We start from the raw sequence: 13,455 nt of genomic DNA, 5'->3' as shown, positions 1-13,455 counted from the left end.
CTGCGCCGTCACGCTGCCTGAGTCTCGTCGACGATGCGCGCCTTGATGTTGTCGACCATGTTTTCGCGGATGACCGTCTCGCCATGGGTGTCACGCATGTGCTCAACGGCCCGGCGTACGACTTCGGCATCGTTATCGGCGCGGGTGTGCCAGGGGCAACCCGGAACGAGCGTACCGCATTCGAACAAGCGCATGGTATTCCTCCTTCCTCCAGATCACTCGGCCCTTGCACGACCGAAAGCATGAAGTGACCGATTCCAAGAAGTGGAGCGGGACGAGGGCGCAGAGCCGCCGACATCTTCCGCTCTGATCGCCTTTGCAACTGGTAGGCCGCTGCGACCTGCCGAGGGAAGCCTAACATCAACCGGAGGGCCGGCCAAATTGTTCCGCCCTGCCGTTGCGCGAAGAAATCCCTGTCAACACGTAGTTGGTTGGTGCTATGGCTTTGCCGACCTCCAGACTCGCAAAGGCCGTTTTCAGACATGATCGCTGTTCAATCGGAACTGATTGCCGCCATACGAAGCATTCCGGACTACCCGAAGCCGGGCATCATCTTTCGCGACATCACGACCCTGCTCGGCAACCCGAGAACGTTCCGTCGGGCGATCGACGAGCTCGTGCATCCCTATGCCGGAACCAAGATCGAGAAGATCGCCGGAATCGAGGCGCGCGGCTTCATTCTGGGCGGTGCGATCGCGCACCAGCTCTCGGCCGGCTTCGTGCCGATCCGCAAGAAAGGCAAGCTACCGCACGACACGGTGAGGATCGCCTACAGCCTCGAATACGGCGTCGACGAGATGGAGATGCACAGGGACGCGATTGTCCCAGGCGAAAAGGTGATCCTTGTCGATGATTTGATCGCGACCGGCGGCACCGCCGAAGGGGCAACGAAGCTCCTGCAGCAGATGGGCGCGGAGATCGTCGCCGCCTGCTTCATTATCGATCTGCCGGAGCTCGGCGGCCGCAAGAAGCTCGAGGCGCTCGGCGTCAACGTCCGCACGCTCATCGAGTTCGAGGGGCATTAATAAGTTGGCGCGGGATGCGGGCCGAAAACCGCGCACACTTTTCCTCATCCCGCGCTAAGGCTCTCGGTGCTTTGCTGCTCCGTTTCAGGCGAATTCGATGACCTTGCTCTCGAAACGGATCACCGCCTCGCCATGCTGGTTCTCGCCCTCGCACAGAATGGTATTGATCCGCCAGCCGGGCCGTGATGCGACGATGCGGGCCTCGAGCAGGGTTACCGCATAAGTTATTGTGTCGCCGGCATAGACCGGCTTCAGCCATTTGAGTTCACGGAAACCGGGCGAGGGGCCGAGTTTGGGGGCGTGCAGCCCCTCGGCCGCAAGGCGCCGGGCCTCGTCCGCCCAGAAACGTACGAAGCACTGCATCCAGCCGGCGCTAGTATGCCAGCCGGAAGCGCAAAGGCCGCCGAACAGCGATTGTTTCGCCCCTTCCTCGTCGAGGTGAAACGGCTGCGGGTCGAAATCGCGAGCAAAGCGGATGATGTCCTCCGCGGCGAAGGTCAGGCTGCCGATGACGATCTTTCGGCCGGCTTCGTAAAGTTCCGCCAACGTCATCATGGCCGCTGCTCCGTGTCGCGGCGACGGAACATGACCGAGCATTCGGAGACTGCGACGGCTTCACCGTTCTGGTTGTCGATTTCGTTGCGAAATTTGACGATGCCGATCGCGGGCTTCGACTTCGATTGGCGTGACTCCAGCACTAGGCTGAAGCCCGAGAGGAGATCTCCGGCAAGCACCGGCCTTTTCCACTCCATGAAGTCGATCCCCGGCGAGCCTTGCGAGGAGGAATTGCCGAGGAAAGCGTCGATCATCATCCGCATCCCGATGGCACTGGTGTGCCAGCCGGAGGCGGAGAGGCCGCCGAGAATGCTAAGCCTTCCGGCTTCCTCGTTGAGATGCATCGGCTGCGGGTCGAACTCGCGGGCAAAGGCAATCATGTCGGTGGCTTGCATCAGGACCGGGCGGTAGTCGAAACGCCGGCCTTCTGTGAAGTCCTCGAAATAGAGCATGCCGCCCCCCATCATCGCCGAAATGCTGCGGCGCCATATATGGTGCCGCATCGGCTCGATGTCACGTGTTGAAGCGGAAGTGAATGACGTCGCCGTCCTGCACGACGTAATCCTTGCCTTCGTCGCGCGCCTTGCCGGCCTCCTTGGCTCCGTTTTCTCCGCCGTAGGCGATGAAGTCGTCATAGGCGATCGTGTTGGCGCGGATGAAACCGCGCTCGAAATCCGAATGGATGACGCCCGCCGCCTGCGGCGCCTTCGTACCGCGCGGGATCGTCCAGGCACGGGTCTCTTTCGGGCCCACCGTGAAATAAGTGATGAGGTCGAGCAGCTTGTAGCCGGCGCGGATCAGGCGGTCGAGGCCTGCCTCGTCCAGACCGAGGGCCGAGAGGAATTCTTTCGCTTCCTCGTCCGGCAATTGGGCGACTTCCGATTCGATCGCGGCCGAGATCACGACCGTTTCGGCGCCCTGAGCCTTGGCCAGCTCCTCGACGGCACGGGTGTGCTCGTTGCCGGTTGCCGCGTCGGCTTCGGCGACGTTGCAGACATAGAGAACCGGATGGGACGTGAGGAGGTTGAGGCCTTGCAGGATGCGCAGCTCGTCGGCATCGAGCTTCGGAAGCAGGGTGCGCACGGGCTTGCCTTCTTGCAGCAGTTTCAGCGAGGCTTCCATGACCGGAAGCTGCGCCATCGAGTCCTTGTCCTTGCCGGTCGCGCGCTTGCGCGTCTGCTCGGTCCGCCGCTCCAGGCTTTCGAGATCGGCGAGCATCAGTTCGGTCTCGATCGTCTCCGCGTCCTCGACGGGGTGGATGCGCCCCTCGACATGTGTGATGTCGTCGTCTTCGAAGCAGCGCAGCACGTGCACCACAGCGTCCACCTCGCGGATATTGGCGAGGAACTGGTTGCCGAGGCCCTCGCCCTTGGACGCGCCGCGCACCAGCCCGGCGATGTCGACGAAGGAGATGCGGGTTGGAATGATCTCCTTCGACTTGGCGATATCGGCGAGCTTGCGCATGCGCGGATCGGGAACGGCGACTTCACCCGTGTTCGGCTCGATCGTGCAGAAGGGATAGTTCGCTGCCTGCGCCGCTGCCGTCTTGGTCAGCGCATTGAAGAGTGTGGACTTGCCGACATTCGGCAGCCCGACGATACCGCATTTGAAGCCCATGGCTAAACCTGTCGTTCCTGAAATCGCTTGGGCGTGGCTATGGGATAAAGGAGAGGAGCGGTCAAGCTCTTCCCGCATATCGCAATGTGTTCACATCCCGCTGATCGGTGGGTTTCCCTTGAATGCCTTTGATCGGAGCGCAATATTGGTTGCCTCTCATGTCATCAACGGCGGATTTCCGATGAGTGACAATGACGTTGCCGCAAAGCGCAAAACGAGGGCGAAGCCGAAGCTCGAACGGCCGAAGCTCTACAAGGTCATCCTTGTCAATGACGATTACACGCCGCGCGAATTCGTCGTGATGGTGCTGAAGGCCGTCTTCCGGATGAGCGAGGAAACCGGTTACCGGGTGATGATGACGGCGCACAAGCTCGGCACCTCGGTCGTCGTGATCTGCGCCAAGGACGTGGCCGAAACCAAGGCGAAGGAGGCGACCGACCTCGGCAAGGAAGCGGGCTTCCCGCTGATGTTCACGACCGAGCCGGAGGAGTGACAATTCTCGCCTTGGGCTGGCCTAAGATCACTGCCCTCAAGACCGGGCCCTTCGAGCGATGTGGCTGTTACCGGCGGAACGCCTGGCAAAGTCGAGGAGCGATAAAAAGGACATATGCACTATTCAGTGCACAGCCCCTCATCAATGCTGAAAACTGCGCCGATGACACCCGAACGTTTTGCTGAATGCCTGGCCATTTTGCGGTGGACGACAATCGACCTCACATCCGCGCTCCAATGCCAGCTCTCCTGGGTTGAAGCGCTCGAGAGCAGTCACGCGGAAATCCCGGAGGATCTGGCTCTCTGGCTCGATCGGCTTGCCCGGTTCCACGAAGCTGCAGGAGTTCCTACATCCTATCGCGATATGGCGGGTGGAAGACCGCGCACGTTTACCATCCAGCGCTAATCCCCTTTCGAGCCGAACATCTTCTTCAGCATGTCGGCCATGGGGCCGGTTGCCGGGAGTTTCTTCGGCTGGGCCGCTGCGCGCGCCTGGTGAATATGGGACTGCGCCGGCTGTTTCTTCGGAGCCTCAGGCTTTTCCGCCTCCGGCTTGCCGCCGGTCGCCAGAGCGATCTTGTTCATGAGCTGCGAGTCCTCGCCTTTTACCAGCATGCCGGCGTTCTCGGCGATGGCGTCGAGTAGGGCCGAAAGCCACGCCTGATCGGCCTTGGCGAAATCGCCGAGCACATGCGCATGCACGAGGTCCTTGACGCCGGGATGGCCGATGCCGAGCCGCAGGCGGCGGTATTCCTTGCCGCAATGGGCGTCGATCGACCTGATGCCGTTGTGCCCGCCGTGACCGCCTCCGGTCTTGATCCGTGCCTTGCCGGCGGGCAGATCCAGTTCGTCGTAGATCACGACGATGTCCTTGGGCGCGAGCTTGTAGAAACGCATGGCTTCGCCGACGGCTTCGCCGGAGATGTTCATGAAGGTCTGCGGCTTCATCAGCAGGACGCGCTCGCCGCCGATCTCGCCTTCGGCAATCTCCGACTTGAACTTCTTCGACCAGGAGGAGAAGCCGTGACGCCGCTGGATGGCGTCGACCGCTATGAAACCGATATTGTGGCGATTACCGGCGTATTTCGGACCCGGATTGCCAAGTCCCGCGATGATCAGCATGTCGGCAAGCTCCTGATGCGCTTTGCTCTATGAGGCGAGATGTGGCGGGGAGGCCCTTTGCCCCTCATCCTGCTGCCGCGACCTTCTCCCCGCAGGCGGTGAGGGGCTGCCGCGCCGTCCCAGTCCCCTTTCCCCGCGCGCGGGGAGAGGGTTAGTCCTCGGGTTAAACCCGAGGAGAGGGGCTTCCACCACATCCGCTATCTCACCCCAAAATCATCGCCGCCCAGCCAAAGTCAATGGCTATTTCGCCGCCTGTTCGATCCGGTTCGGGCTCAGGCCGTAGCGCTCGAAGATCCGGTCCTGCGTTCCGTCGCCAATGAGACGGTCGAGTTCTGTCTGCATACGGGCGATGGTCTCACCTGCCATATCCTTGTGGCAGGCAATGCCGTATTGCTTGCCTTCAAGCACCAGCGCCGCCTCGATCGGCTTTCCGTCGGTCCGCATGCTCTCGAAGGTCTTTTCGGAGGTCATCATCAAATCGATGCGGCCGGCGATCAGCTTCTTCAGTGTGGAGTCGAGACTGGCGGCATAGTCGATCCTCTGAAAGCCGCGTTCCTTCAGGTATCCGGCGGAGAAATCCTCGCGCTGTGTTCCGATCACGAACTGCTTCGCCTCCTCAAGCGATCGCGGCGCGACAGCGGATTCCTTGTGGCGCACCATGATCATGTGATCGACGAGAAGCGGCTCGACCCATTTGAACTTTCCATTCCGTGCGGCGTCGTGGCCGGTGGTGAAGACGCAATGGTGAGGTTGGTTCTCCGCCAGCGCGAAGGCGCGCGCCCACGGCAGGATGTTGATCTCGTAGGGCAGGTCGAGCGTCTTCATGATCAGCGCGACCTGGTCGACCGAGGCTCCGCTCGGACCGTTTTCGCCGGAGAAATTATAGGGAGGATATTCCTCGGTGAGGAAATGGATCGTCTCGGCATCGGCGGCGGAGGAAAGGCCAAGGAAGAGTGCCAGGATCCAATGTTTCACGCCCATTCTCCTTCCGGGCCGCTCTTCATTCGACCCTATCCCTGATTGCTCGCCTTGGCTTCCGATTCGCTCTCGAGCATGGCCAGCATGCCATCGACCGGCATGGGCCGGCTGAAGAGGTAGCCTTGGCCATTATCCACGCCAAGCTTGCGCAAAAGCTGCCACTGATCCTCCGTTTCGATACCCTCGGCGACGACGGTGCAGCCCATCTGGTGCGAGATGGTGCGGATGCCCTTGATGAGCATCCTGCTCTTGCGCCGGACGTCGGCGGCATTGGAGTTCAGCGAGCGCGTGAAAGACTGGTCGATCTTGACGATGTCGACGGGGAAACGGTTGAGGTAGCTGAGCGACGAATAGCCGGTGCCGAAGTCGTCGAGTGCGATACGGCAGCCGAACTCGCTGAGCTGCTTCAGCACCGCATGAACCTCCGGATTGTCGAGCATCAGCACCGCCTCGGTAATTTCTATGACGATCCGATGCGGGGAAATATGATGCTTGAGCAGGAGTGCTGCCAGCCTGTGGGCCAGCGTGAGCTCAAACTGCAGCGGCGAGAAGTTCACGGCCAGATAGGTGTCCTGCGTCCCATCGAGCGCGGAGATCGCTGCAAGGTGACGAATGGCCTTCTCCAACACCCGGTCGCCGATGCGACTGATCGTGCCCGTCTCCTCTGCGATGCCGATGATCTTGCCGGGCGGCATGAGACCCTTTTCCGGATGGTCCAGCCGCACGAGCGCCTCGAAGCCGATGATGCGGCCGTCGGCCAGACTAACGATCGGCTGCAGCCAAGCCTCGAACCAGTCCTCCTTCAGGCCCGCCTCGATGCACTGCTCGATCTCGTGGCGCTCGCGCGCCGTGTCGAGCATGCCCGTGTCGAAAATCTGCAGGCCGTTCTTGCCGTCGCGCTTGCGCGCGTACATGGCCATGTCGGCCTTGAGCAGGAGGTCCGAGGCGCTGGCGGCATGCGTCGGGTAGACGGCGAGGCCGATGCTCGCGCTGACCGACAACTCGTTGCTCTCCACCGGCATCGGCTCGCGCAGGGCCTCGCAGACGCGCTCCCCGATCTCGCTCGCAAGGGCGATAACGTCCGTTGCCGCAATGAGGATGGCGAACTCGTCGCCGCCGAGACGCGCCATCACGTCCGCAGGCCCGAGTTTCGCGCGGATCAGTTCTACCGTCTGGCGCAGCACGGCATCACCGGCGGCATGGCCGAAATTGTCGTTGATCCATTTGAACCGATCGAGATCGATGAACAGGCAGGCGAGTTGCATGCCGCATTCGTCGGCGCTGCGGATCGCCTCATCAAGCGCGCTTTCGAAACCCTGACGGTTGAGGAGACCGGTCAGATGGTCGGTGATCGCCTGGGCATGGTTGCGGCTCTCCGCCTGCTTCAAGGCCGTCACGTCGGTCATGACGGAAAGCGAGAGCCCGTCGCGGCCAGTTTCCGTTTCGAGGATCAGCGCGGTCATGAATTCGCCGTTGGCCTTGCGGAAAGGGAGCGTGACTTCGCTGATCGTGTCGCTGCCCGAGGCGATTGCCTTTGTACGCAAGCGGTAGGCTTCGTGCCAACTCGGGTCGACGAAATCGGTAAAGCCTCGGCCGATGACCTCCTCCCGAGCGTAGCCGGTCGCAAGCAGCCAGTAGTCGCTGACGGCGATCAGTCGATTTTCGGCGTCAAGCGAAAAGAGCATGGCCGGCGTCAGATCGTAGATCTCGGTCGCCCGCCGGTGTGCGATCTTCAGCTCCTTCTCCTCGCGTTCAAGCCGATCCTGCATCGCGTTGAAGTTGGCGGCGAGGGCGCCCATCTCGTCATCCGAGCTCCAGTCGACCCGGTGTCGTGATCCGAGCCGCCTTGTTGCCTCGATCGCGGCGGTCAGCCGCATCAGCGGACGGATCACGGTTAGACGGTTGCCGACCAGGGCCGCCGCAAAGACGGTCGCCACGGCGAACAGAAGAATGCCGAGGATCGCCCATTCGTCTTTGCTGAAGCGCGAGAGGGGACCCAACGCGGAAACGAGGACTTCGAGCGTGCCGACCGACTTGGGGCCATCGACGCCGTCGTGGGAGATGACGGTCTTGAGGGAGTGGTATGCGGCCGTCCCGGCGCTGGGCTCCGCCGGCAAGCGGGCGAGTATGCTGCCCGCCGGGTCGCGGATGACGACCGCCTCGATGTCTGTCGCGTTCATCAGCGAGCGGGCGATCCTTGCGATAGCCTCCTCGTCGAAGTCCCAGATCGGCTTGGCGAGAGCCTCGCCGCTCGCCTCGGTCAGAAGCTCGACGTTGTGCAGTCGCTCGCGGGCGACCCGTTCGCTCGATATGGTCAGGAAAAGAGCGAGCAGCGGCGCGACGAATACGAGCATCGCACAGCAGATGATCGCAATGAAACGATTCTCCACCGAATGCATCATCGGACGCTTCCGTCGGCCGGCGTTATCGTCTTGTTCGTTTCGCATGCTCTTGGACTGCCACCGGTTTCTCCCCAGTGCAGAACATCATCAAAACCTTAAATGTTGTTGAAGTTGCATCGCGAGTTTTCATGAGGGCTGGTGTACTACCAGAGATTGTGCTCCGGCCAGAATTCTTGGGCGCCGCGAGCAAAAGAAAACCCGTCCCACATGACATGGGACGGGTTCTTTTCATCAGGCAGCGGCCTGGCGCTGCAGCCGCAGGAAGCGGGCATCAAGCCTCTGCTTCGCCCTCGGTCTCTTCGGTCTCTTCGGCTTCCTGCGCACGGCCGGTGATCGTCGCGACTGTGAAGTCGCGGTCGGCGATGACCGGGGTCGCGCCTGCCGGAAGCTTGATATCCGAAATGTGGACCGTGTCGCCGATGTTGAGACCGGTTAGGTCGACGGTCAGGAATTCCGGAATGCTGTCGGCGGAGACGTTAAGCTCGACGTCATGGCGAACGATGTTCAGCGCGCCGCCCCGTTTGAGGCCTGGGGACTTCTCTTCGTTTTCGAAGTGAACCGGAACCTGGACGGAAACCTGGCTGCCCTTCGAGACGCGCAGGAAGTCGACGTGCATCGTGAAGTCACGGACCGGATCGAGCTGATAGTCCTTCGGAAGGACGCGGATCTTCTCGCCGTTGACGTCGATCGTCGCAACGGTGGTCATGAAACCGCCGGCGTGGATTTTCATCGTCACGTCCTTAGTGGACAGCGCGATGGAAAGCGGGGGCTGCTTGTCACCATAGATGACAGCCGGGATAAGACCGTTGCGGCGAAGTTCGCGGGAGGACCCCTTACCAACCCGTTCGCGCGTCTCGGCCTTGAGCTCGTAAGATTGGCTCATGGATAGACCTTTCTGGTTATTTGGAGAGTTCGTCCGCCAAAGGCGGAAAAACCTGAAGCCGCGAGGCGGCTTCATCCGCGGTGCCTCCAAGGGTGTCTGCGCGGACGCGGGGTCCATAGCCGAGAACGAGCGTAAATGCAAGGCACGGCCGATCATGCCTTCCGTTTGGCGACGCGTGCAAGCCCAAGCATGAGGCCGCCGGCGACGAGCCCCCAGAAGGCGCCGGAGACGCCGGCGAAACTGACGCCCGATGCCGTGACGAGGAAGGTGATGGCGGCCGCCTCGCGCGTCTCGGCCTCCTTGAAGGCGGCCATGGCCGAGCTCGAAAATGCGCCGATCAGCGCAAGACCGGCAACCGCCTGGATCAGCACCGGCGGCGCGAGGCTGACGAAGGTCGTCACGACGCCGGCAAGCAGGCCGAGGATGATGTAGGCAATGCCGGCGTTGATCGCAGACCAATAGCGGCGTGTGCGGTCAGGATGGGAGTCGGAGCCGGCGCACATGGCCGCGGTGATCGCCGCAAGATTGACGGCATGCCCGCCGAAAGGAGCGCTCAGCATCGAGAAGAGACCGGTCGTGGCGAAGAGCGGTCCCGGATCCGGGTGGTAGTCGTTGACCTTGAGCACCGCGATTCCAGGAATGTTCTGCGACGCCATGGTGACGATGAAAAGCGGCAGCGCGATGCTCACCATCGCAGCGGCGTCGAAGGCGGGTGGGACGAACTCGATCCTGGGAACAAGCGCGGCGGAGAGGCCCGCAAGGGCGCCCTCCGGCATTTCGACGCCGAGCGCGATGACGAGGCCGAAGGTAAGGAGCGCCGCCGGCACCGCATAAAGCCTGTTGATGCTGCCGACGACAGCCCAGGCAAGAACGATGGGCAGGCCGAGGAGCGGATTGAAAGCGACCGCCTTCACGGGTGCGAAACACAGGCTCAGGAGCACGCCGGCAAGCATCGCATTCGCCAGGGCCGGGGGGATGGAAGAGACCATCCGGCCGAGCGGCTTCCAGAGGCCGGCGACGATGATCAGCAGGCCGCAAACGAGGAACGCGCCGACGGCGGCGTTGAAGCCGCCTTCGACGGTGCCAGAACTCGCGAGCAAGGCCGCACCCGGCGTCGACCAGGCAATGCTGACGGGGAGCCGCGTGACGGCGCTGATGACGATGGCGCAGAGGCCCATCGAGATCGATAAGGCCATCAAGCCCGACGCCGCCTGCGCCTCGCTCGCGCCGACGCCGGTAAGGCCGTGAAGAACGACGGCGAAAGAGCTGGCGAAGCCGACGAAGGCGATCAGCGCGCCCATGAAGAGGCTTTGAGCGGAAAAGTCGCGAAGCATAGCGGACCGTTTCGATGTTTGGAGCGGATATCGCGGGTGAGTCGCGGGAGGTGTGTTGATCGAGTAGCACATCCGCTCGCTCTGTCGATACCGTCGGGCCTGTGCGTGACCTTTGTCTAAGTGGACCTGTCGCACGAGCAATGCGTATAGTACCGTTCGACGCAGTGCGCCGAGCGGGAGATCGACGCCTGTTTCCGCGGAGGGACGCTTCAGGGAGGGAGCGAATGCCGTCAGCCAGGGATCATACCGACCGCGTCTATAAGGTCGCGCATCAGCCTTCGGCCGCCGCCAGCTCGCCGGTTGCCGCCTCGTGGCGCCGCTGCATGACCCTTCATGGTCTCGCTCCTGAGGAAGCGCGATTGCCTTGGCGCCTGAGCGAGGGCGAATTGCTGCGGGCACGCGAGCGCTCCGGGGTGTTGATCGCCGAGGCGGCCGGCGAGCTCGACCGGCTGTTCGCCATCGTCGGCAAGGCCGGCTGCTGCCTTCTGCTGACGGATGAGAAGGGTGTCGCGCTCGAACGCCGCGGCGCCGGCGGCGACGATGCGGATTTCCGCGGAGTTGGCCTCTGGTCGGGCACCATATGGAGCGAGGCGAGTGTCGGAACCAATGGCATCGGTACCGCTATCGTTGACGAGCGTGCGGTCGTGATCCAGCGTGACCAGCATTTTCTCAGCCGCAATATCGGCTTGAGTTGCGCGACCGCGCCGATCCGCGACGAAGCCGGGCGCCTTGCGGCGGCGATCGATATCTCCACGTGCCGTGACGATGCTTCGGAGGCGATCGTGTCGATCCTTTCACAGGCGGTGCGCGATGCGGCGGCCCGCATCGAGGCCAACCTGTTCCGCCGGGCCTTTGCCGGTGCCCGCATCGTGCTGGTCCCGGTCGACCGCGCCGGACCGGCGCTTCTTGCGGTTGACCGCGATGACCTGGTGCTCGGCGCGTCACGGGCGGCCCGGCTCTGCCTCGGGCTCGACGACAAGCGCATTGCCGCCGGCGTGCCCGCCTCCGACCTGCTTCAGGAAGATTCGCCGCGCGAGGGCGCCGAATTGCCGGATGCCGAGAGGGCGGCGCTCCGCCGTGTGCTGTCGCGCACCAACGGCAATGTCTCGATGGCCGCCGACCTTCTCGGCATCAGCCGTGCGACGCTGTACCGCAAGATGAAGCGGCTTTCATTGAACTGAGCGGTGCGGCGCGAGAATGCCCTTGGCCCCGGCCCGGCACGCCGGGGGACAGCGAGCCGGGTGTCGGCTGCTTCGCCCCCGCCTGCGGGGAGAAATACCGTTAGGCGGGCGAGGGGCGGACAGGCCCGAAGAACACTCACAATCTGGACCGTTGCTGCACTGCAGTATGGCATGTGAAGCCGACCTGTCGCAATTCTGAAACAGATGCTGATGCGCGCTGCCGCGGGTGTCTATCGGAGATTCGCATTCGGCTGCACCCTACCTCCCACAGCAATCGGAGTGCTGTTTTCTTCAAGGGAGGAAGCCATGCTGCATCAGAAAATCATCGAGAGCCCGTTCAAGCACAAATATGGAAACTTCATCGGCGGCGAATGGCGCGAGCCCGTTGCCGGCCGCTATTTCGACAACATGACGCCGATCACCGGCGGCACGCTCTGCCAGATTGCCCGTTCCGACGCCGCCGATATCGAGATCGCTCTCGATGCGGCCCATGCGGCCAAGGAGAAATGGGGGCGGACCTCGACCACGGAACGCTCCAACATCCTCATGAAGATCGCCGCCCGCATGGAGGATAATCTCGAGCTCCTGGCGCGGGCAGAGACATGGGACAACGGCAAACCGATCCGCGAGACGGTGGCCGCCGACATTCCGCTGGCGATCGATCACTTCCGCTATTTCGCCGCCTGCATTCGTGCGCAGGAAGGCTCGATCGGCGAGATCGATCACAACACCGTCGCCTATCATTTCCACGAGCCGCTTGGCGTGGTCGGCCAGATCATCCCGTGGAATTTCCCGATCCTGATGGCCGCCTGGAAGCTTGCGCCGGCCCTTGCCGCCGGGAACTGCGTCGTCTTGAAACCGGCCGAGCAGACGCCCGCCTCCATTCTCATCTGGGCGGAGCTCGTCGCCGACCTGCTGCCGCCGGGCGTCCTCAACATCGTGAACGGCTTCGGCCTCGAAGCGGGCAAGCCGCTCGCCACCAGCCCGCGCATCGCAAAGATCGCCTTTACCGGCGAGACGACGACCGGACGGCTGATCATGCAATATGCCAGCCAGAATCTCATTCCGGTAACGCTCGAACTCGGCGGCAAATCGCCGAACATCTTTTTCGCCGACGTCGCCAGCGAGGATGACGACTTTTTCGACAAGGCGCTCGAAGGCTTCGCCATGTTCGCGCTGAACCAGGGTGAGGTCTGCACCTGCCCGAGCCGTGCGCTTGTCCAGGAAAGCATTTACGACCGCTTCATGGAGCGGGCGCTGAAGCGGGTCGAGGCAATCCGCCAGGGCAACCCGCTCGACGCGGCGACGATGATCGGCGCGCAGGCGTCGAGCGAACAGCTCGAGAAGATCCTTGCCTATATCGAGATCGGCAAGGAGGAAGGCGCCGAGGTCCTGACCGGCGGCGGCCGCAATGTGCTCGAAGGCGATCTTTCCGGCGGCTATTATGTCAAGCCGACGGTGTTCCACGGCCATAACAGGATGCGCATCTTCCAGGAGGAGATTTTCGGGCCGGTCGTGTCGGTCACGACCTTCCGCACGGAGGCCGAAGCACTGGAAATCGCCAACGACACGCTCTATGGGCTCGGTGCCGGCGTGTGGAGCCGCGATGCCAACCGCTGCTACCACTTCGGGCGCTCCATCCAGGCCGGTCGTGTCTGGACGAACTGCTACCATGCCTATCCCGCGCACGCCGCCTTCGGCGGCTACAAGCAGTCCGGCATCGGCCGCGAGACGCACAAGATGATGCTCGATCATTATCAGCAGACGAAGAACATGCTGGTAAGCTACAGCCCGAAGGCGCTGGGCTTCTTCTGATCCCGTTCTCGTCGGCAATTCTCTCAGGGCTCCCGATCTTTCGTCGGGGGC

The 13,455-nt window shown here is 62.6% G+C and carries 14 protein-coding genes; 5 read left to right on the top strand and 9 right to left on the bottom strand.

Features of this window, described 5'->3' with window-relative positions; translation table 11 throughout:
* Positions 1-8: 8 nt before the first annotated feature.
* Positions 9-194 carry a DUF1059 domain-containing protein gene (locus M728_RS11380; protein WP_026617953.1) on the bottom strand — a complete coding sequence of 62 codons (186 nt, stop codon included), beginning with the start codon at positions 192-194 and terminating at the stop codon, positions 9-11.
* 288 nt (positions 195-482) lie between these two features.
* On the opposite strand from M728_RS11380, the gene M728_RS11375 reads away from it, so the two are divergent.
* Positions 483-1,025, top strand: coding sequence for an adenine phosphoribosyltransferase (locus M728_RS11375; RefSeq protein WP_026618881.1), 543 nt, complete (start codon positions 483-485; stop codon positions 1,023-1,025).
* 84 nt (positions 1,026-1,109) lie between these two features.
* Here the strand turns inward: M728_RS11375 and M728_RS11370 are convergent, their stop codons facing one another.
* From M728_RS11370 to ychF, 3 genes are all read right to left on the bottom strand, one after another.
* Positions 1,110-1,580 (bottom strand): MaoC family dehydratase, encoded by a 471-nt coding sequence (locus tag M728_RS11370; protein ID WP_084044262.1) that lies wholly within the window; start codon positions 1,578-1,580, stop codon positions 1,110-1,112.
* Positions 1,577-2,032, bottom strand: coding sequence for a MaoC family dehydratase (locus M728_RS11365; protein ID WP_026618883.1), 456 nt, complete (start codon positions 2,030-2,032; stop codon positions 1,577-1,579). Before M728_RS11365 ends, M728_RS11370 begins: the two co-directional genes overlap by 4 nt.
* 61 nt (positions 2,033-2,093) lie before the next feature.
* On the bottom strand, positions 2,094-3,197 hold the full coding sequence (ychF, locus tag M728_RS11360) for a redox-regulated ATPase YchF (RefSeq protein ID WP_026618884.1): 1,104 nt from the start codon (positions 3,195-3,197) through the stop codon (positions 2,094-2,096).
* A 181-nt stretch (positions 3,198-3,378) separates the two neighbouring features.
* Here ychF and clpS point away from each other — a divergent pair, with 181 nt between their 5' ends.
* A complete protein-coding gene (gene clpS / locus M728_RS11355) occupies positions 3,379-3,690 on the top strand; it encodes an ATP-dependent Clp protease adapter ClpS (protein ID WP_026618885.1) in 312 nt (103 codons plus the stop codon).
* Between the two features lie 162 nt (positions 3,691-3,852).
* A complete protein-coding gene (locus M728_RS11350) occupies positions 3,853-4,095 on the top strand; it encodes a hypothetical protein (protein WP_026618886.1) in 243 nt (80 codons plus the stop codon).
* On the opposite strand, the gene pth is transcribed toward M728_RS11350, so the two are convergent.
* From pth to M728_RS11325, 5 genes are all read right to left on the bottom strand, one after another.
* Positions 4,092-4,811: an aminoacyl-tRNA hydrolase gene (pth, locus tag M728_RS11345; RefSeq protein WP_026618887.1), complete on the bottom strand. Its 720-nt coding sequence runs from the start codon at positions 4,809-4,811 to the stop codon at positions 4,092-4,094. The two genes, M728_RS11350 and pth, sit on opposite strands and share 4 nt — an antisense overlap.
* Positions 4,812-5,051: 240 nt before the next feature.
* Positions 5,052-5,792: a substrate-binding periplasmic protein gene (locus M728_RS11340; protein ID WP_370906447.1), complete on the bottom strand. Its 741-nt coding sequence runs from the start codon at positions 5,790-5,792 to the stop codon at positions 5,052-5,054.
* Between the two features lie 29 nt (positions 5,793-5,821).
* Positions 5,822-8,191 (bottom strand): EAL domain-containing protein, encoded by a 2,370-nt coding sequence (locus tag M728_RS11335; protein ID WP_026618889.1) that lies wholly within the window; start codon positions 8,189-8,191, stop codon positions 5,822-5,824.
* A 271-nt stretch (positions 8,192-8,462) separates the two neighbouring features.
* Positions 8,463-9,074 carry a 50S ribosomal protein L25/general stress protein Ctc gene (locus M728_RS11330; protein ID WP_026618890.1) on the bottom strand — a complete coding sequence of 204 codons (612 nt, stop codon included), beginning with the start codon at positions 9,072-9,074 and terminating at the stop codon, positions 8,463-8,465.
* 152 nt (positions 9,075-9,226) lie between these two features.
* Positions 9,227-10,408: a benzoate/H(+) symporter BenE family transporter gene (locus tag M728_RS11325; RefSeq protein WP_026618891.1), complete on the bottom strand. Its 1,182-nt coding sequence runs from the start codon at positions 10,406-10,408 to the stop codon at positions 9,227-9,229.
* Positions 10,409-10,632: 224 nt separating this feature from the next.
* Between M728_RS11325 and M728_RS11320 the strand changes: the two genes are divergently transcribed.
* Together M728_RS11320 and adh are read left to right on the top strand one after the other, a co-directional pair.
* Positions 10,633-11,589 (top strand): helix-turn-helix domain-containing protein, encoded by a 957-nt coding sequence (locus M728_RS11320; protein WP_026618892.1) that lies wholly within the window; start codon positions 10,633-10,635, stop codon positions 11,587-11,589.
* A 306-nt stretch (positions 11,590-11,895) separates the two neighbouring features.
* Positions 11,896-13,404 carry an aldehyde dehydrogenase gene (gene adh, locus M728_RS11315; protein ID WP_026618893.1) on the top strand — a complete coding sequence of 503 codons (1,509 nt, stop codon included), beginning with the start codon at positions 11,896-11,898 and terminating at the stop codon, positions 13,402-13,404.
* Positions 13,405-13,455 lie beyond the last annotated feature (51 nt).

Origin of the sequence: Ensifer sp. WSM1721, assembly GCF_000513895.2 — a bacterium.
Lineage (GTDB): Bacteria > Pseudomonadota > Alphaproteobacteria > Rhizobiales > Rhizobiaceae > Sinorhizobium.
This window is presented reverse-complemented; position numbering and strand designations above follow the sequence as displayed.